26 protein-coding genes and 3 pseudogenes are annotated in these 24,730 nt (G+C 60.6%); 1 reads left to right on the forward strand and 28 read right to left on the reverse strand.

Going from position 1 to position 24,730, the window contains the following annotated elements; genetic code table 11:
* Window positions 1-43 precede the first annotated feature (43 nt).
* From GKR99_01180 to GKR99_01265, 18 genes and pseudogenes are all read right to left on the reverse strand, one after another.
* Window positions 44-997, reverse strand: a complete 954-nt coding sequence (locus GKR99_01180) for a D-glycerate dehydrogenase (protein ID NKB26234.1) — start codon at window positions 995-997, stop codon at window positions 44-46.
* A gap of 11 nt (window positions 998-1,008) precedes the next feature.
* Window positions 1,009-1,326 (reverse strand): hypothetical protein, encoded by a 318-nt coding sequence (locus GKR99_01185; protein ID NKB26235.1) that lies wholly within the window; start codon window positions 1,324-1,326, stop codon window positions 1,009-1,011.
* 127 nt (window positions 1,327-1,453) lie between these two features.
* Entirely contained in the window at window positions 1,454-1,615 is a 162-nt protein-coding gene (locus GKR99_01190) for a hypothetical protein (GenBank protein NKB26236.1), read from the reverse strand.
* Window positions 1,573-1,940: pseudogene (locus GKR99_01195) on the reverse strand (RraA family protein). The gene GKR99_01190 and the pseudogene GKR99_01195 overlap by 43 nt, the downstream one beginning before the upstream one ends.
* Entirely contained in the window at window positions 1,925-2,620 is a 696-nt protein-coding gene (locus GKR99_01200; protein NKB26237.1) for an alpha/beta fold hydrolase, read from the reverse strand. Before GKR99_01200 ends, GKR99_01195 begins: the two are co-directional and overlap by 16 nt.
* On the reverse strand, window positions 2,620-3,588 hold the full coding sequence (locus GKR99_01205) for a cupin domain-containing protein (protein ID NKB26238.1): 969 nt from the start codon (window positions 3,586-3,588) through the stop codon (window positions 2,620-2,622). Before GKR99_01205 ends, GKR99_01200 begins: the two co-directional genes overlap by 1 nt.
* A gap of 49 nt (window positions 3,589-3,637) precedes the next feature.
* Window positions 3,638-3,826, reverse strand: a complete 189-nt coding sequence (locus tag GKR99_01210; GenBank protein NKB26239.1) for a hypothetical protein — start codon at window positions 3,824-3,826, stop codon at window positions 3,638-3,640.
* Entirely contained in the window at window positions 3,823-5,193 is a 1,371-nt protein-coding gene (locus tag GKR99_01215) for a transposase (protein NKB26240.1), read from the reverse strand. The genes GKR99_01210 and GKR99_01215 overlap by 4 nt, the downstream gene beginning before the upstream one ends.
* Window positions 5,194-5,373: 180 nt before the next feature.
* Complete coding sequence (locus GKR99_01220) at window positions 5,374-6,405, reverse strand: substrate-binding domain-containing protein (GenBank protein NKB26241.1); 1,032 nt, start codon at window positions 6,403-6,405, stop codon at window positions 5,374-5,376.
* 4 nt (window positions 6,406-6,409) lie between these two features.
* Complete coding sequence (hisD, locus tag GKR99_01225) at window positions 6,410-7,720, reverse strand: histidinol dehydrogenase (GenBank protein ID NKB26242.1); 1,311 nt, start codon at window positions 7,718-7,720, stop codon at window positions 6,410-6,412.
* Window positions 7,721-7,725: 5 nt separating this feature from the next.
* The gene (ugpC, locus tag GKR99_01230) at window positions 7,726-8,784 is read right to left on the reverse strand and encodes a sn-glycerol-3-phosphate ABC transporter ATP-binding protein UgpC (protein NKB26243.1); all 1,059 of its coding nucleotides are present in this window, start codon (window positions 8,782-8,784) and stop codon (window positions 7,726-7,728) included.
* 46 nt (window positions 8,785-8,830) lie between these two features.
* Entirely contained in the window at window positions 8,831-9,658 is an 828-nt protein-coding gene (locus GKR99_01235) for an ABC transporter permease subunit (GenBank protein NKB26244.1), read from the reverse strand.
* A gap of 3 nt (window positions 9,659-9,661) precedes the next feature.
* On the reverse strand, window positions 9,662-10,534 hold the full coding sequence (locus GKR99_01240; protein NKB26245.1) for an ABC transporter permease subunit: 873 nt from the start codon (window positions 10,532-10,534) through the stop codon (window positions 9,662-9,664).
* Window positions 10,535-10,629: 95 nt separating this feature from the next.
* Window positions 10,630-11,952 carry an extracellular solute-binding protein gene (locus GKR99_01245; protein NKB26246.1) on the reverse strand — a complete coding sequence of 441 codons (1,323 nt, stop codon included), beginning with the start codon at window positions 11,950-11,952 and terminating at the stop codon, window positions 10,630-10,632.
* A 243-nt stretch (window positions 11,953-12,195) separates the two neighbouring features.
* Window positions 12,196-13,617: pseudogene (locus tag GKR99_01250) on the reverse strand (AAA domain-containing protein).
* Between the two features lie 213 nt (window positions 13,618-13,830).
* Window positions 13,831-15,033 (reverse strand): annotated as a pseudogene (locus tag GKR99_01255) (AAA family ATPase).
* Window positions 15,034-15,230: 197 nt separating this feature from the next.
* On the reverse strand, window positions 15,231-15,479 hold the full coding sequence (locus tag GKR99_01260; GenBank protein NKB26247.1) for a hypothetical protein: 249 nt from the start codon (window positions 15,477-15,479) through the stop codon (window positions 15,231-15,233).
* Window positions 15,480-15,610: 131 nt separating this feature from the next.
* The gene (locus GKR99_01265) at window positions 15,611-16,435 is read right to left on the reverse strand and encodes a hypothetical protein (protein NKB26248.1); all 825 of its coding nucleotides are present in this window, start codon (window positions 16,433-16,435) and stop codon (window positions 15,611-15,613) included.
* Window positions 16,436-16,505: 70 nt separating this feature from the next.
* Here GKR99_01265 and pyrF point away from each other — a divergent pair, with 70 nt between their 5' ends.
* Complete coding sequence (pyrF, locus tag GKR99_01270; GenBank protein NKB26249.1) at window positions 16,506-17,222, forward strand: orotidine-5'-phosphate decarboxylase; 717 nt, start codon at window positions 16,506-16,508, stop codon at window positions 17,220-17,222.
* A 57-nt stretch (window positions 17,223-17,279) separates the two neighbouring features.
* On the opposite strand, the gene GKR99_01275 is transcribed toward pyrF, so the two are convergent.
* The 10 genes from GKR99_01275 to GKR99_01320 form a co-directional block, all read right to left on the reverse strand.
* On the reverse strand, window positions 17,280-17,471 hold the full coding sequence (locus GKR99_01275; protein ID NKB26250.1) for a Trm112 family protein: 192 nt from the start codon (window positions 17,469-17,471) through the stop codon (window positions 17,280-17,282).
* Window positions 17,468-18,109 (reverse strand): ATP-dependent protease, encoded by a 642-nt coding sequence (locus GKR99_01280; protein NKB26251.1) that lies wholly within the window; start codon window positions 18,107-18,109, stop codon window positions 17,468-17,470. Before GKR99_01280 ends, GKR99_01275 begins: the two co-directional genes overlap by 4 nt.
* Window positions 18,110-18,156: 47 nt before the next feature.
* Window positions 18,157-19,074, reverse strand: a complete 918-nt coding sequence (locus GKR99_01285) for a tetratricopeptide repeat protein (GenBank protein ID NKB26252.1) — start codon at window positions 19,072-19,074, stop codon at window positions 18,157-18,159.
* A gap of 65 nt (window positions 19,075-19,139) precedes the next feature.
* Window positions 19,140-19,442, reverse strand: coding sequence for a hypothetical protein (locus tag GKR99_01290; GenBank protein NKB26253.1), 303 nt, complete (start codon window positions 19,440-19,442; stop codon window positions 19,140-19,142).
* Window positions 19,432-19,881, reverse strand: coding sequence for a hypothetical protein (locus tag GKR99_01295; protein ID NKB26254.1), 450 nt, complete (start codon window positions 19,879-19,881; stop codon window positions 19,432-19,434). The genes GKR99_01290 and GKR99_01295 overlap by 11 nt, the downstream gene beginning before the upstream one ends.
* 265 nt (window positions 19,882-20,146) lie before the next feature.
* The gene (locus tag GKR99_01300; protein NKB26255.1) at window positions 20,147-21,517 is read right to left on the reverse strand and encodes a transposase; all 1,371 of its coding nucleotides are present in this window, start codon (window positions 21,515-21,517) and stop codon (window positions 20,147-20,149) included.
* 50 nt (window positions 21,518-21,567) lie between these two features.
* Complete coding sequence (locus GKR99_01305; GenBank protein NKB26256.1) at window positions 21,568-22,005, reverse strand: hypothetical protein; 438 nt, start codon at window positions 22,003-22,005, stop codon at window positions 21,568-21,570.
* A gap of 3 nt (window positions 22,006-22,008) precedes the next feature.
* Window positions 22,009-22,410: a DUF4383 domain-containing protein gene (locus tag GKR99_01310; protein NKB26257.1), complete on the reverse strand. Its 402-nt coding sequence runs from the start codon at window positions 22,408-22,410 to the stop codon at window positions 22,009-22,011.
* Window positions 22,407-23,894 (reverse strand): FAD-binding protein, encoded by a 1,488-nt coding sequence (locus GKR99_01315; GenBank protein NKB26258.1) that lies wholly within the window; start codon window positions 23,892-23,894, stop codon window positions 22,407-22,409. The genes GKR99_01310 and GKR99_01315 overlap by 4 nt, the downstream gene beginning before the upstream one ends.
* A 9-nt stretch (window positions 23,895-23,903) precedes the next feature.
* The gene (locus GKR99_01320) at window positions 23,904-24,692 is read right to left on the reverse strand and encodes an exodeoxyribonuclease III (GenBank protein NKB26259.1); all 789 of its coding nucleotides are present in this window, start codon (window positions 24,690-24,692) and stop codon (window positions 23,904-23,906) included.
* Window positions 24,693-24,730 lie beyond the last annotated feature (38 nt).

Raw genomic sequence — 24,730 nt, forward strand, 5'->3', positions numbered from 1 at the left:
TTTTTATCCTGGCCAATCCCCGCCTGTGCCGACGCGGTCCTTGTCACACAACGCGGCAGGGCAGATCCTTGCCTGCGAAGAAGGCATCCAGATTGTCGGCCGCCAGCATACCCATCGCGGTGCGCACCTCCTGCGTGGCTGAACCGATGTGCGGCAGCAGGGTGACGTTGTTCATCTGTTGCAAGGCGTCGGGCACCGATGGTTCGTTTTCAAATACATCCAGACCTGCGCCGGCGATGCGGCCCGTCGCCAGGGCGTCGATCAGGGCAGACTGGTCGATGCTGTCCCCACGGGCGGTGTTCACCAGATAGGCGGTCGGTTTCATGCGCGCGATATGATCGGCGGTTACCAGCGGCGGGCTACCGCCCGGCACATGGAGCGATACCACATCTGCTGCGGCCATGACGGCGTCGATACTGTCCAGCCGGGTGGCGTCGAATCCAAGATCGTCGATGGCCGAGCGGTTGTAGAACACCACCTTCATCCCGAAGCCGAGGGCGGCGCGGCGCGCCGTTGCGCGGCCAATGCGACCCATCCCGACAATCCCCAGAACCTTGCCCTGAATACTGGTGCCAAGCCCCTCGACAATCGAAAACCCGCCCCAGCGACCAGTGCGCAGTTTTGCCTCGGCGGCGGTGCTGCCCCGGGTCGCGGCAAGGATCAGCAGCATCGCGATATCGGCGGTGGCATCGGTCAGCACGTCAGGCGTGTTTGAGACGGCGATGTCCAGATCGTGCGCGGCCGCGATATCGATGTTGCTGTACCCGACGCCGACATTTGCGATCATACGAACCCGGGCAGCTTCGCTACCAAGAACAGCTGCGTCGATCCTGTCACTGACCGTTGGGACCAGCGCGTCATAGTCAGCCATCGCCGCCGTCAGGTCGGCGGATGTCATCGGGGCGTCAGTGCTGTTGAAAGTGGCATCAAAGGCGCGATCCAACCGCGCCTCGACCGCGGCGGGCAGCGTCCGGGTGACCAGAATTTTGGGTTTCACTGTTTTGTCATTCAGGTTCTGGCGGCTTCGAACCTGGCCCAGGCTTCTTCAAGCTTGTCGATGTTGAACCCCGGCGCGCGCGCCGGTTCCAGTACAATTGCCTCGCAGGATATCACGGTGTCGATGGCCTGCTTCAACTCGGGGAGCACCTCGGCAGGGATCACCAGCGCGCCGTGACGGTCGGCATGGATCAATTCGTCCTGCGCCACGCGCATGCCCATGATGTTGACCGGCGTGCCGATCTCGACCACGTGGACGAACCCATGGCTTGGCCCGATGGACCCTGCCAGAACCGGGAAACCGTCGTCGATCACATCCAGGTCACGCATGACGCCATTGCTTACCGCGCCTTTTAGCCGATTGTGTTGAAAAACTCCGTTTTAGGGCCTGAACGATGATTTTTCTTTCCATGCAGCCCGATCCTAAATTTTTGGCGCGGGGGTCGGCCCAAATCGCCTACATGCGCTCACGCGCAGCCATGCGCTGTCTCGTGGTCAAAGCTTTCCGACTATTTCGCTTCATAGGTTTTCGCAAGAAATCCGCGACGCTCTGATTTCGGAGTTTTTCAACACAATCAGCCCAAGCCCCTTGTGAACGGCGACATGCACTTCGCCCCACCACCCGGCAATGCAATTGGGATAATCCACATCTTCGACCACAGCCGCAGTCGGCCCAACGCCGCCAGCCATCGAACGGAAATACTCCATGCGCCGGGCGCGAATGACGTCGGCAGCCTCGTTCGGGGGGCCAGACCCGAGATCTTGGCCGTCCGGGCAAATCCAACGGTGGCCGGATCGCCGGGTTTGGAATGCTGCATGGTGCCCCGTGTGAAGCGATTGAAGCCGCGCTTGCCTTGTACCACTTCGATGGCGTTGCAGACCGTCGGTGTATCGACGGCCCGCAAAAGCGCAAGAAGATCGTCGGGGATTACTGTGTCAGCCATTCGTTCAATTTCCTGTTTGTGGGTTCTGGATTTTCCAGCGTTGGCAGGTGGCCAGCGCCGGGGATCACGGCAAGCCGCGATCCTTCGATCAGGTCGTGCATCAGTTCATGACGCGCCAGCGGGCAAAGCCGGTCGTCTTCACCGCAGAGTATCAATGTCGGCACCGCCACGGACTTCAGCGTCTGGCGCTGATCCGGGCGGTGCTGGATAGCGGCGGATTGGTCGGCGAAGACCTTTGGCCCAAGATCTTCGGCCATCTGCATACACAGGTCGAGGATCCTGTCGCGGTCCGGGCCGTCGCTCAGATAGTTCGGCTTCATCTCGTCGCGCATCACGTTGCGCAAACCGCCGCCCAGCGCCTGTTTGACCTGGGCTTGGCGTACCGGCGCGTTTTCGGGTGGATCGGCAAGCGCATTGGTATCCAGAAGGGCAAGCCTGCTGATCCGCTCCGGTGCCTGGCGAAACATCTCCATCGCGACGATGCCCCCCATCGACAGACCCGCCAGCGCAAAACGAGGCGGCGCGATGGCAAGGATCGCACCCGCCAGCGCCTGCATGGTATCAGCCCCGGTCAATGGGGCCACCATGACCGCCCTCTCGGACGAGAAGGCGGCGATCTGGGGGGCGAACAAGCGCCCGTCACACATCATGCCGGGCAACAGGACCAGTGGTTCCCGCATCAGCCCAGCGGCATGGTCTTGCCAGCGGGGTCGTCCGTGCGCCGGACGCGGTACATGCTGGCCTCGCCCGTCATCGAAGGCGCAAGCGCCCGTGCCATGCCCTCGGGAACCAGGCAGGTGTCGCGGGGGGCCAGCACGGTTTCGCCGCCGTCCCATCCCAGGTGCCAATGCCCTTTCACCGGCATCAGCACTTCGGGCACGTCGCAGGCATAGCTTTCCGCCGGGATCGAGCCGCGCGTAATGAAATCGGCCTCAAAGCCCGGTCGGTCGCGCAAAATTGCATCATGGCCAATGACCTTTGCAGGCTGGTGGTCGGCAAGTGCCATCAGATCAAGATAGCGGGCGACATAGTTCGGGACCACATCGGCGGTTGTCGGTTCGGCGCGCTTGGCAAGCTCTGCGTCGGACATCAGCTGCATTGGGCTGACGTTGTGCGGCAGGGTTTCGCCCTTCTTGCTGTCATAAAGCACACCGTTTTCACCCAGGATCAGACCATGGGCCGCAGCCTCTTCAATGACCTGCGGTGCCCACATCACGCCGCCGCCCGCGTCGTCACCGCCAAGGAACGCCATGATCATCCCATAGTCGGTGCCGATATTCTCGAACCTGCGGAACATGCCGGTCGGGATATTGAAGATGTCGCCTTCCTGCAGCGTCACCTCGCCCGCGTCGCCCCAGCGGCCCCAGAAGAAGCGCCAGCGGCCCTTGAGGACGAAGAACACTTCGGCAGTGTTGTGGTCGTGCAACGAGTTTCGGCACCGCGGCGGCTGACCCGCCGCGCCAATGTTGAAACCCGGAGTCTCGCGGATGTGCACATGCTGATCGGGGCTTTCCGAGACGCCGCCGCCGATGATGGTAAAATTCTCCTTCTGGTCGCTGCCCGGTGTATGGGCATCAATGAAGGCGGTTTTGCAGGGTTTCAGTTCGCCATAGCGAACGATGCGGTTTTCCATGTCTTGCAGTGTCATGTTCTTTGCCTTGCTGTTCAAATTGATCGGTGTAACGCGTTGCACCCGTTCAATTGGGCGGTCGAAGGTTGAGCCGTCTTGAGCGCAGGCTTTGACGATAGGCGTGGAAACGGCGGGTGGCCTTGGTTTCCGAAACCCCGCCGCCGACCGCGCGATATGTGGAGATACTGTTGAAGAAGTCGATGTTTTGGTCGGCGCGTTGTTGAGCGAGAGGCGGCCGCGCGCCGTTTTCTTTCACGTTGGCACTGTTGCTGGCACCAACTTCGCCAGTTTCCGGAGGTTTTGAGCTGTTGCTGCGAGTTGGAACTGTTCGGTTGCGCCTTTGGGTCCTCGAAGCCGCATCATCTGCACGCCGATGTATCGTTTCAGGTGGGCAAAGAGCATTTCAACCTTCCGCCTTTGGATGAACGACGTCATGTAGGCATCTGTTTTTCGGATATCGCGAGCGACGTCTCGGGCGGCTTCGTGAACGGACCGCATAAGGCGTCTGCCGTCGTCCTTCGGACAGCATTGCGACTTCAGAGGGCATGCGTCGCAATCGTGCTTTGAGGCTCGGTATCTGATGAACCCGTCTTTGCTGCCATTGGGCTTTCGCGGTTTTGAGAAGTTCCGCCGATATGTTTGCAAGGCTTTGCCGGTCGGGCAAGTATAGCTGTCGGTCGCCGGGTCGTAGACAAAGTCTTCGCGTGAGAATGTGCCGTCAGTTCGTTTTGACTTATCCCAGACCGGAATGTGGGGTTCGATTTGACGTTCGTCCACAAGCCAGCCCAACATCTCGGCTGATCCGTAACCCGTATCACCCACAAGCTTGTCAGGTTTGATGCCAAACCGCTCATGTACACGATCGATCATCTCCCTTGCTGCCCGCGCCTCTGCAGGCCGGATCGGAGCCGTCGGCTCGACGTCCACGATGACTGCATTATCCAAATCGACCATATAGTTAGTGGAATAGGCAAAGTAGGCGGCTCCCCCGTCAGCCCCAGTCCAACGCGCTGCTGGATCAGCCGGTGAGATGTATTTGGGGACGACCTTGGTCGCAGCACCGAAGGCCACATCATCCAGCGTCTCGAGATATTCGTCGACGGCACGGGACGTCAGATCTGCTGGCAGTCCGTCTTTGCTTTCAACGCCGCGCGTCTGGTTTGCATTCGCGGGGATCAGACTGGCATCAACACCAAAGCTGTGGCCGCCAACCAGCCCCTCATCCATGCAGCGCTGCAAAACGACCTCGAACAAATGTCGGAACAAACCGCTCTCGCGGAAACGGCCATGCCGGTTCTTAGAGAATGTCGAATGGTCGGGCACTGGATCAGCCAAATCAAGCTTACAAAACCAACGATACGCCAGATTGACATGAACCTCTTCGCAAAGCCGTCGCTCGGAACGGATGCCCTGACAATAGCCCAACAACAGCATGCGGATCATCAGTTCAGGATCAATCGAAGGGCGGCCATTGGCACTGTAGTATGAAGCGAGCAAGGGGCGCACACCTGTCAGATCAAGGAAGCGATCAATTCCCCGGACGGGATGATCCTTCGGCACAAAACTCTCGATCGAGAACTCATAGAACAGCGCGCCTTGCGCAACTTGCCTTGGACCCATCATCGCCGAACCCTCCACCCTCAAAACAAGTGAATCAGAGCGTGCGCGGCCAATCAACGGACTTTTTCAACAGTATCTGGACGCAGCGATCATTCAGGCGTCGCCCAAAAGCCGAGGAACTTGCTTGCAGATCGCCGCGGTGTCGATCTGCACCGCTTCCCGGCCGCAACCATGGCGCGCGCATCACATCCGTTCATCGGGCCACCCAACGGGTATGCGCGCGCTGCCCCTGATGATCAGCGGGCTTGCAATTTCCAGCCGCCCATCGGGCTGCTGGTGCTTTTCAATCATGTCCAGCAGCATCGACACAGCCTCGTCCACCATCTGGTTGACCGGCTGACGCAGGGTCGTCAGATCATAGGTCTTCCAGGATGACATCGCGACGTCATCATATCCCACGACCGACACGTCTTCGGGCACCCGCAGCCCCAGATCGCAGCGCAGTGTTTCAAGCACGGCAAAGGCCATATGATCGTTGCCGACAAAAATTGCGTCGGTGACGTCGCCGCCCTTAAAAAGGTCCAGGGTCGCGTCCATCGCCATGCTGCGCCGAAAGTGGCTGTCGATTATCGCGAACGGTTTCATGCCGTATTCGGCCAGCCCGTCCACAAACCCGCTTTGCCGGTCACGTCCGTTAATGGATTTCTTCCAGCCCGCGATATGGGCGATCCGTTTGTGGCCGGCTGCGGCAAGAAACCGGCCCGCCAATCGCCCGCCTTCGTAATTCGCCGCCGTGACCGAGGGCAGCGAACAGTCTTCCTGCCCCCGGTTGAACAGCACAAAAGGCATGTTCAGTTCCTGCAACCGCGCCGTCAGATCATTGGACATACTGGCCGAGGCCAGGATAATCCCGTCGACCTGGTGGGCCAACAACCCCTCGACAACGCCGTCGACCTCTTCCGCCATGTTCATGGCGAAAAACACCATCACATGATAGCCGCGCTTGCTGAGCTGTTCTGACAGTTTCTGCAAAGCTTCCGGGTAGAACGGGTTTTTCAGATAGGCGAGCACGATGCCGATGGTGAAGGATCGCCCGGTGTTCAGCGAACGCGCCAATGTGTTGGGTCGATACCCCAGATCGCGTGCGGCATCCTGAACACGCTTTACCTTGTCGGGCGATACCCGCGTCCCAGGTGTGAACACGCGGCTGACGGTGGGCTGGCTGACGCCCGCTTTCAGTGCCACATGGGCCGCCGTGATCCGCGTGTCCGCCATCGCGTTATTCGGCCGCCTCTCCGTAAGGGACATTCTTGCCGCCATAGCGACGCACCCGGATGTTGCATTGTTCGGCGTGGCCGACAAAGCCTTCCAACAGACACAACCGCGACCCGTATTCGCCGATCATGGTCGCCGCCTCATCAGTCGTGACGCGTTGATAGCTGTGGGTTTTCAGGAATTTGCCGACCCAAAGCCCACCAGTATAGCGGCCCGCCTTCTTGGTTGGCAGGGTATGGTTGGTGCCGATGACCTTGTCGCCGTTGGCCACATTGGTGCGCGGACCAAGGAACAGGGCACCATAGCTGTGCATCTTGTCGAGGAACCAATCGTCGCGGTCGGTCATGACCTGGACGTGCTCATAAGCCATGTCGTTGGCGACCTCTAACATCTCATCATAGGTGTCGCACAGGACCACGTCGCCATAGTCTTCCCAGCTTGCGCGGGCGGTTTCGGCGGTGGGCAGGATTTCCAGAATTCGATCGATCTCGGCAAGGGTTTCGCGCGCAAGCTTTTCCGAGTTGGTGATCAGGCAGGCGGGCGAGTTATAGCCATGTTCGGCCTGACCCAGCAGGTCGGTGGCGCAAAGTTCGGCATCGACGGATTCATCCGCGATGACCATGGTTTCAGTGGGGCCTGCGAACAGGTCGATGCCAACGCGGCCGAACAATTGCCGCTTGGCTTCGGCGACAAAGGCGTTGCCGGGGCCGACCAACAGGTGGACCGCATCGATGCTTTCGGTTCCGATGGCCATGGCGCCGACGGCCTGAATACCGCCAAGGACATAGATTTCATCGGCACCGCCCAGGTGCATCGCTGCAATCACGGCGGGGTTCGGTTCGCCGTTGAAGGGCGGCGTGCAGGCGATGATGCGGGGCACGCCGGCGACCTTGGCTGTCGCCACGGACATATGCGCGCTGGCAACCATCGGAAACTTGCCGCCGGGGACATAGCAGCCGACCGACTGGACCGGGATGTTCTTGTGGCCAAGAATGACGCCGGGCAGCGTCTCAACCTCGATATCGGTCATCGAGGCCCGCTGCGCACGTGCGAAGTTGACCACCTGTTCCTGGGCGAACTTGATATCTTCCATGTCGCGCGGGGCGACCTTGGCAATGATGCTGTCGATTTCCTGCGGCGTCAGACGATAGGACTCGCGGTCGTAGCCATCGAATTTGTTGGCCAGCTCGCGCACAGCAGCATCGCCGCGCGCCTCGATATCAGCCAGCGTTGTGGCGACTGCACTGGCGACCTTGGCGTCGTCCTGCGCAATCTCGTCCGCAGGTTTGGAGCGTTTCAGATGAGTAGTAGGCATATGTGTCAACTCTTGATGCGGTTTCCGGATTCGGGGTCGAACAGGTACAGATGATCGGGATCAAGCGAGATGCTGACCACGTCATCCTGATCCTTGCGCAGATGTCGGTCGCCCTTGGCAATGACACGTTGCTGCCCCCATTGCACCGTCAGAAGCGTAGCCTCACCTGTGTTTTCAAAGGCATAGATGCGAACGTCGATGTCGCCCTGGCCTTCTTCCGAGACGCGCATGTCGTCGGCGCGCACCCCAAGGGCCACGCTGGCGCTGTCGGGGGCGGCAACGCGCACCAGCTTGGTGCCACCTGTGGTTACGAAATGGCCATCCTGTACGGATCCGTTGATCAGGTTCATCGCAGGCGACCCGATGAAGCCGGCCACGAACAGGTTCGCGGGATCATTGTAGATCTCATCCGGCGTGCCAAGCTGCTGGATGATGCCGTTTTTCATCACCGCAACCCGGTCCGCCAATGTCATCGCTTCGATCTGGTCGTGGGTGACGTAGATGGTTGTGATCTTCAATTCGCGGCTGAGGTGCTTCAGCTCGGCCCGCATGGTGACCCGCAGCTTTGCATCCAGGTTCGACAACGGCTCATCCATCAGGAAGACCTTGGGCGTGCGCACGATGGCACGGGCCAGGGCCACCCGTTGGCGTTGCCCGCCGGACAGGGCCTTGGGTTTGCGGTGCAGGAACTCGGTCAGCTCAACCTGTTCGGCAGCTTTCTGCACGCGCGGCTGAATTTCGGCCTTTGGTGTGCCGCGGACCTTCAGCGGATAGGCGATGTTGTCGAAGATCGTCATATGCGGGTAGAGGCCGTAGTTCTGGAACACCATCGCCACGTCACGGTCTTTGGGCAGGTCATCGTTGACCACGCGCCCCGCGATCAAGATTTCGCCGTCCGTCGGTTCCTCTAGGCCCGCGATCATCCGCATGGTGGTGGTTTTTCCGCAGCCCGACGGCCCAAGAAGGACCAGGAATTCCTTGTCGTGGATTTCCAGCGACTGGTTGTCGACGCCTACAAAATCGCCCCAGCGTTTGCTGAGGTTTCTGAGTGTAACTTCAGCCATTATCGAACTGCCCCCTGCGCGGCAAAGGCGCCTTTATTGATCGACGTCATCGGACCGCTCCCATTGTCATGCCTTGCACGAAGTATTTCCGGATTATCAACGCCAGCACGAACATCGGCAGCATGATGATGATGCCCGCCGCGCTGAGCAGGTTCCAAAGATCGCCTTCCTCGGCCTTGAACAGCGCCAGCCCGATGGGCAGCGTCACGGCATCCTTGTTGGTCAGGATCAGGGCGAACAGGAATTCGTTCCACGCAATGATGAAGCAGAAGATGCCCGCCGTCAGAAGGCCCGGTGCTGCCATTGGAAGAACGATGTTCAGGATCACCTGAACCCTGGACGATCCGTCAACCATCGCGGCCTCTTCGGTGTCCAGCGGGATGCCGTCGATGAAGCCTTTGATCATCCAGATCGCAAAGGGCATCACGATGGCAAGGTTGACCAGAATCAAGCCCAGCCGGGTATCCAGAAGCCCGATATCGCGGAACATCACGAAGAACGGCAGGATGATCACCACCGCCGGAACGAACTGCGTGGCCAGGATCACCACCAGCGTCGCCGTTTCACCGCGCAGTCGGAACCGGCTGAACGAATAGGCGGCCATGGTGGCAATCGGGATCGCAAAAAGCACTGTGACGAACGCCACGATTGTCGAATTCAGCAGCTTGTCGCCAAGATAGTAGGGCGCGTCGAACACCAGGCCGAAATTCTTGAACGTGGGCGTAAAGAACAGCTTTAACTGATACACATCCACATGGCTTTTGAACGCCGCCATGAAGATCCAGACGATTGGCACCAGCATGATGAAAATCGCGATCAGGATCAGCCCGATCTGAAATGCCTTACCGATCTGTTTCTTTTGTTTCCCGGTCATGGCTCAGTCCTTGCGGAAGACGAATTTGGCATAGGCATAGGTCAGGAAGATCATCGGGATCACCATCAGCCAGGCAACCGACGCGGCATAACCGATCTGCCCGTATTTCATGCCGTTAAAGTAAATATAGTGGCTGAGCGTTTGGGTCGCGGTGCCCGGGCCGCCGTTGGTCAGCATGAAGATCTGGTCAAAGGTTTTCAGGCTGAAGATCGACTTCAGGATGATTACCACGGCCAGCACAGGCGCAAGTTGCGGCAGCGTGACATCCTTGAAGACCCGCCAGCCGGACGCGCCATCGACCTGCGCGGCCTCGATCGTGTCTTGCGGAACGCTCGCCAATCCGCCGATCAGCACAAGTGTCAGGAACGGAATCCAGCCCCAGACGTCGGCCATCACGCAAACGGCAAAGGCCAGCACCGGGTCGGCCAGCCACGAAACATCGGCAAGCGGCGGGATCACGACTCCGAAGAAGGCGTCGAACAGGCCGAATTCGGGATTGAACATGAAGCGAAAGCTGACCCCGATCAGGGCCGGACTCATAGCGAAGGGAAGGATAAGCAGCGTCTGCACGCCCGAACGAAACTTGCCGCCGGGCGCCAGCAACATCGCAAGGCCGAGCGCCAGCAATGTCGTCAGTGCGACGGTCAGCACAGTGTAGATCGCCGTGACCTGAACAGAATTCCAGAACGCGGGTTCCTGGCTGAACGCCCAGGAGAAGTTCTCCCACGCGAGGTATTGATCTAACGAACCTGGTCGGTTCAGCCGCCCAACCGTGAACGACAGGCGCAGGCTTTCGATCAGGGGCCAGATCGCTGTGGCAAAGACCACAAATACGGCTGGCAGAACCAGCAGATATTTCAGTGTGTTATCGCGCATGGGGTCGCCGCCCTTGGGGGGTGAACCACCCTGCCACCGGCAGAATGGTTCAGGTTTGACCGGGCCACAAAAGCAGCCCGATCAGGGAGAAACGCTTATTCGATGCGTCCGGCGCGCTTCAGCACGCGTGTGGCCTGTTCTGCCGCATCCATCATCAGCTGCCGGGTATCGCCACCGGCTGCGGCCTCGGCGATTGCAGCGGACAGGATGTCACCAACCTCGGGCCACTCGGCAATCTGCGGCATGATGTCGGATTCCTTCAGCGACTCCCAGGCGGCGGCTTGAATGCCATCGTTGGCCGCATTCACATCCGCGTCCTGCAGCGACGAAATATGCGTCACCACGTTGTTGACGATGGGTTTTCCGGCAACCTCACGCTCGATCGCGTTGGTCTTGTCCATCTCGGGGTTGGACAGCCACTTGAGGAATTCCCAGGCTGCCTCCTTGTTTTCGGAGTACTCCGAAATCGAGAATGGCATCGAGATCGCATAGGTCTTGGTCACACCGTTGTAGGAGGGCATGCCCGTAAACGCGACCTGGTCCTTGGTCAGGGTCGAGCTGTCGGGGTTGTAGAACCCGGAATAGGCCCACCACCACACAGGCATCATCGCAGAATTACCCTGCATGAAGCTTTGGCGCGCGTCCTGTTCGACGAAGGCAAGGCTGTTTGGGTTGGTCACGCCATGAACGGTGTGCAGCGCGATGTAATCCTCGGTCGCCTTCAATGCTTCTTCCGAAGTCCAGGCCGGGGTCCAGTCATCGTTGAAGATGTCCGCACCGGCGGCCCACAGGAAGTTGATCCAGATGAACAGGTTCTGCCGGTTGCCGTCGTTATTGTAGTACAGCGCCAGCGGAGCGATTTCCGGGTTGGTTTCCTTCAGCTTCTTGCCAATCTCGATCACCTCTTCCCAGCTTGTGGGCGGTTCGGGGATCAGATCCTTGCGATAGAACATCAACTGCGGGTGCGCACGCAGCGGGAAGCCAAGTGTCTCACCCTCGAACTGCGCCGAACGCGCGAAGGCCGCCGGATAGCGATCCATCGAGATGCCGTCGCGTTCCATCATCTCGTCAATTTTCATCAGCCAGTGGGCGTTGGGCGGGCCCCAGCTGTCCAGATAGTTGACCACGTCAAAGGTGCCGTTGGCGGCGATGCCTTCTGCGTTGATCTTTTCCTGCAGGCTGCCGAAGGGAATGAATGTCCATTCGGTTTCGATGCCTGTCAGCTCGGTAAATTCTTCGTCGCGCAGCATCAAGCCGTCAAACTGGGGCGTTACCACGCTCAGAATGTTCAGCTTGGTGCCCGCATAGGGTTTGCCGTCCATCAGATTGTAGGGCGTGTCCTGAGCGGTTGCCGAAAGCGGCGCAAGCAGCATGGTTGCTGCCGCCAGCCCGGCCTTGATTAGTGTCCTCTTGCGCATTCTATCCTCCCTGGTGAGTCGCAATTTGCCGGGTCAGCATAGGGCGGTGAGAATACGTATTCAACAAGTTTTGAATACGTATTCTCAGCGAAGGTTTCACATAGGCCGTTTGGGCTGTGTCGGATGACCAAAATGCGAAGGGACAAGATATGCCGGAGCGGAACCGACACATGATCCGCAGCAGGCACAAAAAGGGCCGCGCGACACCGGATCGCGCGGCCCTGTTTTTCTTCGGTGCTGGCCTTAGTGCAGCACCGTATCTTCAGGCGGACGGCGGTTGGATGAAGACACCCTGTCCCCCACGAGAAGCCCGTCTGCACCGGCGCCAACCTCGATCGTATCGCCGTCGCCGATATCCCCGGCCAGCAGCATTTCGGCCAGCTGGTCCTGCAAGGCCCGTTGGATCACCCGTTTCAGGGGCCGCGCGCCGAACACCGGATCGTACCCCTCGTCCGCCAGCCATTTGTGGGCCGCATCCGACAATTCGATCCCGATGTTCCGCCCGGCCAGCCGCTTTTTCAGCAAGCCAAGCTGGATATCGACGATCCCCGCCATATCGTCCCGCGCCAGGCGGTCAAAGATGATCGTTTCATCCAGACGGTTCAGGAATTCGGGGCGGAAATGCGCGCGGACCGCATCCATCACGTCGCGCTTGGCATCGCTGGCATCGGCCCCGTCGGGAAGCTGACTCAGCGCCTGCGCGCCCAGATTGGACGTCAGGATAATCAGCGTCTGTTTGAAGTCCACCGTACGCCCCTGACCATCGGTCAGAACGCCGTCGTCCAGAACCTGCAACAGCACGTTGAACACATCCGGGTGGGCCTTTTCGACCTCATCAAACAGCACAACCTGATAGGGACGACGCCGCACCGCTTCGGTCAGCACGCCGCCTTCGTCATAGCCGACATAGCCCGGAGGCGCGCCGATCAACCGCGCGACCGCGTGTTTTTCCATGAACTCGGACATATCAATCCGCACCATGGCGCTATCGTCGTCGAACAGGAATTCCGCGACCGCCTTGGTCAGCTCGGTCTTGCCGACACCGGTTGGCCCGAGGAACAGGAACGAGCCCAGCGGGCAATTCTCATCATTCAGACCGGCCCGCGCGCGCCGTACCGCATTGGCGACCGCCTTGACGGCATTGCGCTGGCCGATGACCCGCTTGCCGATCTGTTCTTCCATACGCAGCAGCTTTTCACGCTCACCTTCCAGCATCTTGCTGGTCGGGATGCCGGTCCAGCGTTCCACCACCTGGGCGATCTGCTCGGGCCGCACGGCCTCTTCAACCATCAGGCCTGATTCTGAGGTTTCGGCCTCGGCCAGCTCCTTCTCAAGCCCCGGAATGACGCCGTAGGACAATTCCCCGGCCTTGCCGAGGTCACCATCCCGCTTGGCCTGATCCAGCTCGGCCCGCGCGCGGTCCAGCCGTTCCTTCAGGGTCCGCGCGCCTTCCAGTTTGTCACGCTCGGCCTGCCACTGGGCGGTCAACTCACTGGATTTTTCCTGCAAGTCACCTAGTTCCTTTTCCAGCTTGGCAAGGCGATCTTTGGAGGCTTTGTCGTCCTCTTTCTTCAACGCCTCGGCCTCGATCTGCTTTTGCAGAATGTCGCGGTCCAGCGCGTCCAGCGCTTCGGGCTTGGAGTCGACCTACATCCGCAACCGGCTGATTGTGTTGAAAAACTCCGAAATCAGAGCGTCGCGGATTTCTTGCGAAAACCTATGAAGCGAAATAGTCGGAAAGCTTTGACCACGAGACAGCGCATGGCTGCGCGTGAGCGCATGTAGGCGATTTGGGCCGACCCCCGCGCCAAAAATTTAGGATCGGGCTGCATGGAAAGAAAAATCATCGTTCAGGCCCTAAAACGGAGTTTTTCAACACAATCGGCTGGCGGCTTCGTCCATCAGGTCGATGGCCTTGTCGGGCAGGAAGCGGTCGGTGATGTAGCGGTGCGATAGCGTCGCCGCCGACACCAGTGCCGAGTCGCTGATCCGCACACCGTGGTGCAGCTCATACTTCTCTTTGATGCCGCGCAGGATCGAAATCGTGTCCGACACCGTTGGTTCGGTCACCATCACCGGCTGGAATCGCCGCGCCAATGCGGCGTCTTTTTCCACATGTTTGCGGTATTCATCCAGAGTCGTCGCGCCCACGCAGTGCAATTCACCCCGCGCCAGCGCCGGTTTGATCATGTTGGAGGCATCCATCGCCCCCTCGGACTTGCCCGCGCCGACCAGCGTGTGCATTTCGTCGATGAACAGAATGATTTCGCCCGCCGCATCGGTCACCTCGTTCAGGACCGCCTTCAGGCGTTCCTCAAACTCACCGCGATACTTCGCCCCGGCGATCAGCGCGCCCATGTCCAGCGCCATCAGTTTCTTGTTCTTGAGGGATTCCGGCACGTCGCCGTCGATGATCCGCATCGCCAGACCTTCGGCAATCGCCGTTTTACCCACGCCCGGTTCACCAATCAGCACCGGGTTGTTTTTAGTGCGCCGCGACAGCACCTGCATCGAGCGGCGGATTTCCTCATCCCGGCCGATGATCGGGTCGATCTTGCCGTCCCGCGCCGCCTCGGTCAGGTCGCGGGCGTATTTCTTCAGCGCGTCATAGCTGTCTTCGGCACTTGCCGAATCCGCCGTGCGGCCTTTGCGCACATCGTTGATGGCCGCGTTCAGCGCCTGGGCGTTCACGCCCACGGCTTCCAGTGCTTCGCGCGCCTTGGATTTCACCATGGCGAGCGCGGTCAAAACCCGCTCGACCGGCACGAAACTGTCACCGGCCTTCTTGGCCAGCGTTTCGGCCTGATCCAGCACCTTGCCGGTCTGACCGTCCAGAAAAACCTGCCCAGCGTCGCCGGTCACCTTCGGCACCTTGCCCAAGGCGGCGTCAACAGCGTCCAGAACCCGGCCCGGGTTGCCGCCTGAGGCCGAGATCAGGTTGGCGGCCAACCCCTGTTCATCATCCAACAGGGCCTTCAGCAGATGTTCGGGGGCCAGTCTTTGGTGATTTTCGCGCATTGCGATGGTCTGGGCGGCCCGAACGAAACCGCGCGACCGCTCGGTGAACTTATCCAAGTTCATGGTCTTTCTCCTTCACTAAGCGCCCTCGACTATTTGGACCCGACAAAGCGGCATCCGTTTTTGGGGCCTTCCCAGCCTATTTGGGAAACGTCCCTGTGTTGCGCAAGGGTAACAGCAAAAAACCGCGCCCGGTATCCCGGGCGCGGTGCGTCTTCTTTGGGTCGGACGGCTGTTTCGCCGCCGATTCCTGTGCGATTTCAGCCGTCAGTGGCCGGGACTGCGGGCGCTTCGGGTGTTGCCGGCGCGCTTGATTCGGCTGCTGGCGCGGTCAACCCATCGGGGCTGTCCGACGCTGTTTGTCCGCCCGCATAGACAAAATACATCAGCAAGGCCGCCAGGATCAGGCCGCCGACGATGAACCAGGTCGCCCCGGGTCCGCCGCTTCCGTCATCATAGCTGCGCCCCTGATGCGCGTTGAAATCGGGTCTGTAGTTCTGTTGGGCCATTGGAATATCTCCTGTCTGGCTGCATGTTCCGAAAAACCGTTGCCAAGCCGTATCTTTCCCCGAGCGTCTGCATACGCCTGCTTCACACGCGGCCCTAGGCGCCGGTGATCAATGGGCGAATCCCGGCCATTTCATGCGTATTTGACGAATGCGAACGCGCGCCCATCCGCCGCCCAGCAGGGCACGTTGATGGTGCCCTGCCCGCCCTGGAAGGCCGCCAGGGTGCGGATTTCGCTGCCATCGGGCTGCATCAGGCGCAGTTCGACGGGCTTGTCCGCGGGGTGCCCCACGGTCCCTTCCGGGTAGGAAAGATACAGCACCTTCGCGCCGTCAGGCGACGGATGCGGGAACCAGTTGACCCGCGCGTCATCCGTGATCTGAACCGGGTTTCCCCCGCGCGCATCCATCCGCCAGATCTGGGCGTGGCCGGTCCGGTCCGAGTTGAACCAGATGAACCGCCCATCGGCAGAATAATCCGGCCCGTCATTGTGCCCTTCCGGACCATTCTGCCCGGTCAGTTGGCATTCCGCCCCGCCACCGACCCCGATGGTATAGATGTCAAACTGCCCGCCCCGTTCGGCACAATAGGCCAGCCGCGCCCCGTCCGGCGACCATCCATGCCAATAACTCGGCGTATTTTCGGTAATCCGCACCGGCACGCCTCCATCCGAAGGAAGTGTGAAGATGCACGACCCGCCTTCGGTCTGGTGCGAGATTGCGATCCGACTGCCATCCGGTGAAATCCCGTGATCGTTGTTGCAGGCGTCGGCAAAGCCGGTGTCCACAACCTGCGGCACACCGCCAGCCGCCGGAATGCGAAACAGGCGGCCGCCGCCGTTGAACAGAAGTGTGTCGTCCACCGGATCCCAGTTCGGGGCTTCGATCAGGTCGTCGGTCTGCCAGACCACACGCGATGCACCGCGATCCAGATCAAATATTTCCAGCGAGCTACGCATGCCTCTTCCCCCTGTGCTGCGTCCCCTGTACCCCGTCCGCGATATCTTCAGAACCCGGAGTTTCCGCACCATGTCCGATGACCGCCTGATCGTCGCCCTAGATCTGCCCGACGCGCTGGCAGGGCTGCAAATGACCGAAACGCTTGGAGAGGCTGTGAGCTTCTACAAAATCGGTCTTGGGATGCTGACCGGCGGCGGGCTGGCCCTGGCCAATGAGCTTAAGGACGAACACGGAAAACGCATCTTTCTGGACATGAAGCTGTTTGACATCGGTGCCACGGTCGAGGCCGCGGTGCGTGGCATCGCCCGTTTCAACCACGACTTTCTGACAGTCCACGGCGACCCCTATGTCGTGCGCGCCGCTGTCGAGGGGCGCGGCGGGGCGGATACAAAGATCCTTGCCGTGACGATCCTGACCTCGCTGGATCGCGCCGATATGGACGACGCCTGCATCAAACCGGGCAGCCCTGCCGACCTGGTGCTGGAACGCGCTGAGCGCGCGCTGGAGGCCGGGGCCGATGGCGTGATCTGTTCCCCGCATGAGGCCGCGCTGGTGCGCAAACTGCCCCAGGCAGAGGGCCGCCTGATCGTCACGCCGGGCGTGCGCCCGGCAGGCGGCGATGCGGGCGATCAGAAACGCATCATGACCCCGGCGGCGGCTGTCGCGGACGGCGCGGACCATATCGTCGTTGGTCGTCCCGTTTGGCGCGCAGATGATCCGGTTGCTGCCGCGCAGGCCATCATTGCCGAACTAAACAGCCCGCAGGCGCTTTCACCGAATAGATAATGCGAAGCGGGGCCACTGGCCGCCGATTGCTGGTGCGCGGGGTATTGCGCCGCAGGCTCAATCCTCGATCCGGCGTGCTTCGTCCACCAGCATGATCGGGATTCCGGCGCGCACCGGATAAGCCAGATGCGCCGCGCGCGAAATCAGCTCCCCCGCGTCAGCGTCCCAGACCAGCTGCGTTTGGGTCTGCGGACAGATCAACGCTTCCAGCATTCTGCGATCATGCGCGACATCCGTTTCGTCGTTCATTGCAATTTCTCCACTCCGGTATCGCGCAGGGCGAATTCCACCAGGGTCACGAAAGTCTCGCGCCGCGTTGTCAGCGACGGCGCCTCCAACAACGCCTGTTTGTCCTCGGCCTCGAACGGGCACAGCATTGATAGAGAGTTTATCAGCAATTCGTCGTCTGCCTCGCGCAGATTTTCCCAATCGGTCTTTAACTCCTGCGCTTCGAAGTATCGCGACAGCATTCGGAAAAACCCATCGCGCGCGAAACCGGGATCGTCTTCGCAGCGGCCAAGATCCCGTTCAAAGCCCTGCCAGCGAACCGAGCAGCGTCGGTAGGGCGCGAAGCCCTCAACCTCTTCATTGATACGAAACCGGCTGATCCCGGTCAGCGTGATCATGTAGCGCCCGTCCTCAGTCTCGGAAAAGCCGGTGATGCGTCCGGCGCAACCGATGGCATGCAATGCTTCGGGCTGCCCGACCGGCATCTGGCGCGGCTGCACCATGCCGATCAGCCGCCCGGGCGTTTTCAGCGCGTCCTGCAACATCGTGAGGTAGCGCGGCTCGAGCAGATGCAACGGCAGGCGCGCACGCGGAAGCAACAGCGCGCGCGGCAGGGGAAACACTGGCAGGATATCGGGCAGGTCGGCAGCTTTGATCATTGCCGGTCACCTAGTCCGGTTGAGCCGCGTGGCAAGCCGTTCAGGTGTCAGACGAAGATCATCGACGACAGTCGACGCCGCCCGGCAAGCGCAATCGGATCCTGCGGTGACAATGATTCGAACACCGTGAACAGCTGCGCCTTTGCCGCACCTGCGTTCCAGTCACGGTCACGCCGGAAAACGTCCAGCAATTCATCCACCGCGCCTTCGACATCGCCGGAACCATGCAAAGCCACGGCCAGGTCAAACCGTGCCTGCAAATCGTCGGGATTGCCTTCAAGCCGGGCGCGCAATTCGTTCACCGGCCCGGTTTCGGCAGCCTGACGGATCAGTGCAATCTGCGCGCGCACCGAGTCAATCTCGACAGCTTCGGAAATTTCGGCAGGTGCGCCGTTCAGGATCGCCTCGGCCTGGTCCAGGTCATCCAGCGCCACATGTGCCCGCGCAAGACCGCCATAGGCGGCGGCGTTGTTGCCATCTTCGCCCAATATGGCCGAGAATGTCTGCGCGGCATCTTCGGCGGCCCCGGCTTCCAGCATCTCTTCCGCCGCTGCCAGCGCATCGGCCAGCCCGCCATCCTCATCAACGGCGAAGGCTGCGACCCGTTTGATGAAAGTCTGGACTTCTGCCGGGGTGATCGCGCCCTGGAACCCATCCACCGGCTGGCCCTGCCAGAAGGCATAGACTGTCGGGATTGATTGGATGTTCAACTGCTGTGCGACCATCGGCGCGTGATCGACGTCGAGCTTTTTCATCCGGACCTTGCCACCGGCAGCTGTCACAGCATCTTCCAGCAGCGGGCCAAGTGCCTTGCATGGGCCACACCAGGGTGCCCAGAAATCGACGACAATCGGCGTTATCTTGGATGCCTCGATCACGTCATCCATGAACTGTGCTTCGGTTGTGTCGCTGATCAGGTCCTCGCCGACGGGTTCCGCGTCAAGGTTCGCTCCAAGCTCCAACATGATCTCTCGCCCTCAGGTGGTTTGTTTTGCGCACTAGATGGGGCAAACCGGGGCCATACGCAAGATCACGCCTGCACAGGCGCTTTCGGCAGCGGCAGACAGCCGGTCAGGCCAGCCGGAAGCACCAGCCAGGCCCCGGCCGCATAAAGTGCGCGCCCGAACCCCGGGGCATCGCTGGTCAGGGTGATCGACACCGGCGAATGGCCAAGAATCGCGGCCCCGTCGGGCAGATTGCCGATCAGGCCTTGCGACGGCAGAATGACGACTGCTCCGGGTGCGGCATCGGTGGTCACCATGACCACGGCCATCACGGCGATCCATGACAGCAGCACCAGAGGACTCATCAGCATGATGGTCTTAATAATCATGGATATGTTCCAGTATCAGCGCACTGCCATCCATCCTGGCAATCCAGCCCGTCAGATCCGTCACTGGCAACAGGATCAGGTGCCGGTAACCGCCCCGCCCCTGCCGAGGCAAAGACAGCAAAGCACCCGGTTCATCTGGCGCGTCCGAAAGCGCCGTCAACATGATCTGATCGTTGCCGGCGATTTCGGAAAACGCAACACCCTGGGCGGCCAGGTCCCGGGCCAGAGTCGTGAAGGCGCGATAGCGCGGCGTTTCGATCACGATGCCAGCCCCGGTCGCCCCATATACCTGAAGGCCCTCGACCCGCGACAGCTGGCTGGCGCTGGCGACTGTCACGACCGAGCGCATGATCAATTCATCCGGGCCAACCTCGGCCACGGCGCGGGCAATCAGGCCCGCATAGGCCGCCTTGGCCCGGTATTCGAGGCCCAGCGCCATGCGCCTTTCCCAATCACGCAACGACGGCCCGGCGGCGTCGGCCAGTTCGGCCGCATCAGCCCTAAAATCCCAAAGATACCACGGAGTCTGGGTCAGAAACGCGGCATAATCCCCGGCCTGATCGGCCGACAGGTCATCCAGCGGCGCGCGCTTTGGCCCACGGATCAGCGCGGCCAGCCGCCCGATGGTTTCTTGATACTGTTGAAGAAGTCGATGTTTTGGTCGGCGCGTTGTTGAGCGAGAGGCGGCCGCGCGCCGTTTTCTTTCACGTTGGCACTGTTGCTGGCACCAACTTCGCCAGTTTCCGGAGGTTTTGAGCTGTTGCTGCGAGTTGGAACTGTTCGGTTGCGCCTTTGGGTCCTCGAAGCCGCATCATCTGCACGCCGATGTATCGTTTCAGGTGGGCAAAGAGCATTTCAACCTTCCGCCTTTGGATGAACGACGTCATGTAGGCATCTGTTTTTCGGATATCGCGAGCGACGTCTCGGGCGGCTTCGTGAACGGACCGCATAAGGCGTCTGCCGTCGTCCTTCGGACAGCATTGCGACTTCAGAGGGCATGCGTCGCAATCGTGCTTTGAGGCTCGGTATCTGATGAACCCGTCTTTGCTGCCATTGGGCTTTCGCGGTTTTGAGAAGTTCCGCCGATATGTTTGCAAGGCTTTGCCGGTCGGGCAAGTATAGCTGTCGGTCGCCGGGTCGTAGACAAAGTCTTCGCGTGAGAATGTGCCGTCAGTTCGTTTTGACTTATCCCAGACCGGAATGTGGGGTTCGATTTGACGTTCGTCCACAAGCCAGCCCAACATCTCGGCTGATCCGTAACCCGTATCACCCACAAGCTTGTCAGGTTTGATGCCAAACCGCTCATGTACACGATCGATCATCTCCCTTGCTGCCCGCGCCTCTGCAGGCCGGATCGGAGCCGTCGGCTCGACGTCCACGATGACTGCATTATCCAAATCGACCATATAGTTAGTGGAATAGGCAAAGTAGGCGGCTCCCCCGTCAGCCCCAGTCCAACGCGCTGCTGGATCAGCCGGTGAGATGTATTTGGGGACGACCTTGGTCGCAGCACCGAAGGCCACATCATCCAGCGTCTCGAGATATTCGTCGACGGCACGGGACGTCAGATCTGCTGGCAGTCCGTCTTTGCTTTCAACGCCGCGCGTCTGGTTTGCATTCGCGGGGATCAGACTGGCATCAACACCAAAGCTGTGGCCGCCAACCAGCCCCTCATCCATGCAGCGCTGCAAAACGACCTCGAACAAATGTCGGAACAAACCGCTCTCGCGGAAACGGCCATGCCGGTTCTTAGAGAATGTCGAATGGTCGGGCACTGGATCAGCCAAATCAAGCTTACAAAACCAACGATACGCCAGATTGACATGAACCTCTTCGCAAAGCCGTCGCTCGGAACGGATGCCCTGACAATAGCCCAACAACAGCATGCGGATCATCAGTTCAGGATCAATCGAAGGGCGGCCATTGGCACTGTAGTATGAAGCGAGCAAGGGGCGCACACCTGTCAGATCAAGGAAGCGATCAATTCCCCGGACGGGATGATCCTTCGGCACAAAACTCTCGATCGAGAACTCATAGAACAGCGCGCCTTGCGCAACTTGCCTTGGACCCATCATCGCCGAACCCTCCACCCTCAAAACAAGTGAATCAGAGCGTGCGCGGCCAATCAACGGACTTTTTCAACAGTATCTTCTTCATAGGCGGCTTTCAGCATCATCTCGGCGGTGAAACTGATTCCGATGGTGTGAACCAGCTGCTTGGTTGGCCCATCGACCCCGCCCATCGGCCCTGATGCACGGCTGAGTTTGCACAGCGACGACCAGTAACCCGCTACGGCTTCGACATAGCCGAACCCATGCGGGTCGCCCTGCCGGAGCGTGGCGCCGTAATCGTCATAAGCATGCACGATGTGCCATTCCGGATAGGTCAGCAATGTGCGTGCCTCGGCCCGGCGATGCTGGGGCGGCAACAGCGAAGCGTCCTCAGCAACCTCCCCCTGCGGGCGGCAGCTGAGTTCGACCCATAGCGACGGAATGGCCAGCCCGGCGACCACGACCAATGCGATCGACAGCAAACGCGCAAGCCAGCGAATTATGGCACGCACCGCTCAGCCCCGCCCGAAGCGCAGGCCGGACCAAAGCGCGACACCACCCAGCAGGATATGCGGCGCATTGGCCAGGATCCTGAAGGTGAACGGCAAGTCCAGCGTACCGTTCAGAAATATGCCAAAGTCCAGATACCCCGACCCGGTTGCCAACCCCAGCAAACCATCCCCAAGGTACAGCGCGCCAAACAACACAAGAAACATCCGCGACGCCCGGTGTCCAAGCAACGCAGCGGCCAGCGCCCAGATCGCGGACGCCAGATGCAGCGCATCATCAAATGGATCGAGCGCGAACACTCCGAACGAGCGCCCCTGATCGTCGGTGATGCCCGGAATGTAGTTCAGCGCCGCCGCGCCCAGCAGCACGACGAAATAGCCCAGGGCGATTTTCTGCAAGATGGTCATAGATGCCTCAAGTAGCTGTCCCAAAGGTTGTTGCGCAGCCGCCCGGCGGGATCCTGCGCCCGTTTCGCAACCGCGAATTCGATGGCCCGTGGATAACCGCGTTGCAACTGGCCCACTGTGGCATGGGGACGATAAGGCAGGTAATACGTCCCGCCAATCGCGATGATCCCGTCGATCAGCGCCCGCGTCATCCGCGCCATGTCCGCCTCGGCCCTTGCGGTCATTTCCTGACTGAACAGCATTACGGCGGCGATCCGGGGTTCGGGCGCGTAACTCAGCCAGCTTTCGGTGTCGGCGGCCACATAGCGCAGCGTGACGTTCAGCAACTCTTGATAACTGGCCGGAATCACCGTCTGGCAGAGGGTCAGAAACGCGCCAAACTGATCGGGCACGACGAAGTATTCGTGCAGGATATCCGTGCGCATCGGGTCACGATCATCCAGCGTCACAACCGGTTCGTTGATCAGCGAATTGCGCGTCACCACGCCGCCGCCGACCTTTGGGCCCAAAGCCGTTTCCACCCACCACCGGCCACGCTTCACCCGCTCACGCCCCAGCTGACCCCGGAATATATGGCGCGAGATTTTTGACAGCGTCCCGGATGAGGATGCGGGCGCGATATCGTCCTGATCCGCGCCGGGCACATAATCGATCAGCAGCGCGTCTTCGAAGAACTGCGCCCGATCCACGTTCAGCCGCCCGTAGACCATGTTGAGGTCCGGCTTGGTCAGGGCCGCTGCCAGCGATGCCGCAAAGTCGACAGCGGGCATTTCGGTGAACGTCGGGACCAGATTGGCGTTGGGCGCGGCGTCGACCTCAAGCTCGGTGATCAGACCGGTCAGGCCATAACCGCCCATGGTGCGCCCGAACAGGTCCGGGTTTTCGTCGCGCGAACAGGTCACCAGATCGCCGGTCGGTAACAGCATGTCGAAGGACCGCACCGTCGCGCCCATCGGCCCCAGGGGCGCGGGCCAGCCATGAGCGTTCACACAAAAGGTCGCCGCCACGCCGAAATCATTGTTCGATTGCATCACCTTGGGCGACAGGCCCAACGGGTCCAGCGCCGCAATCACCTGATGCCAGCGCACGCCGGCCTGTACGCGATAGGTCTGCGCGGCAGTGTCCGCCTCGACAAACCCGCTTTGCAGGGTAATCGCCCGCCCGCCGCGCGGGATCGCCTGTGCGCCCATGGAATGACGCGCAGCACCGATGTTGATCGCCCGCCCCTCGGCCGCTGCCTGGCGCATTTCGCTGCGCAGGATGTCGACCAGAACCTCTCCGGGATCTTCCTTGACGATCACATGGGCGGACACCGGCGTTTCGGACAGCATCGAGGCATCGTTCAGCGTTCCAGCCGCCGGTTCATGCGCCAAAGACCGCGTTCCGGTCAGATCGCTTAACGCCGGGGCGACCGCCTTGGCGCCCAGCCAGCCAACGACAGCGCCTGACCCCAGCAACAGTGCGCGACGTGACAGGCGGCCCATAGGCGCGACCTAAAGATCGAAGGTCGCGAAGACCGGCGCGTGGTCCGAGGGTTTTTCCCACCCACGCGCCGCCCGCAACACGCGCGAGCCTGAGGCCGCGTTCGAGATATCCGGCGTCGCCCAGACATGATCCAGGCGCCGCCCCTTGTCGGCCCCGTCCCAATCCTTGGCGCGGTAGGACCACCAGGAATACAGATTGCCCTCGGGGATATCCTGCCGGGTGACATCGACCCAGGCCCCGGCATCCTGCGTTTGCCCCAATGCTTCAACCTCGACCGGCGTATGGCTGACGACCTTCAGCAGCTTCTTGTGATCCCAAACGTCATCTTCGCGCGGAGCGATGTTCAGATCGCCCACCATTACCGACTTTTGCGGACGTTCCGCGTGGAACCAATCCCGCATTTCGGCAAGGTAATCCAGCTTTTGCCCGATTTTCTCATTCACGTCCCGGTCCGGCACATCGCCGCCTGCGGGCACATAAAAATTGTGGATCGTCAGGCCGTTTTCCAGCCGCCCGGCGATGTGGCGGGCGTGGTCCAACGCCGCGAAATCATAGGCCCCGGCCTCGACCATCGGCAGGCGCGACAGGATCGCGACGCCGTTGTATCCTTTCTGACCGCGCGCAACCATATGGGTATAGCCCAGCACCTGAAACGCCTCGACCGGGATCTTGTCGACCGGGGACTTACACTCTTGCAGGCACAGCACATCGGGGGCTTCTTCGCCCAACAGCTTGCAGACAATCGGTTCGCGCAGGCGGACCGAATTGATGTTCCAGGTCGCAATCGTAATTGGCATTGGCAGGGGCTTTCTGTTGGATTGGCGTCAGAATACCC

Source organism: Paracoccaceae bacterium (assembly GCA_012103375.1).
Taxonomy (GTDB): Bacteria; Pseudomonadota; Alphaproteobacteria; order Rhodobacterales; family Rhodobacteraceae; genus WLWX01.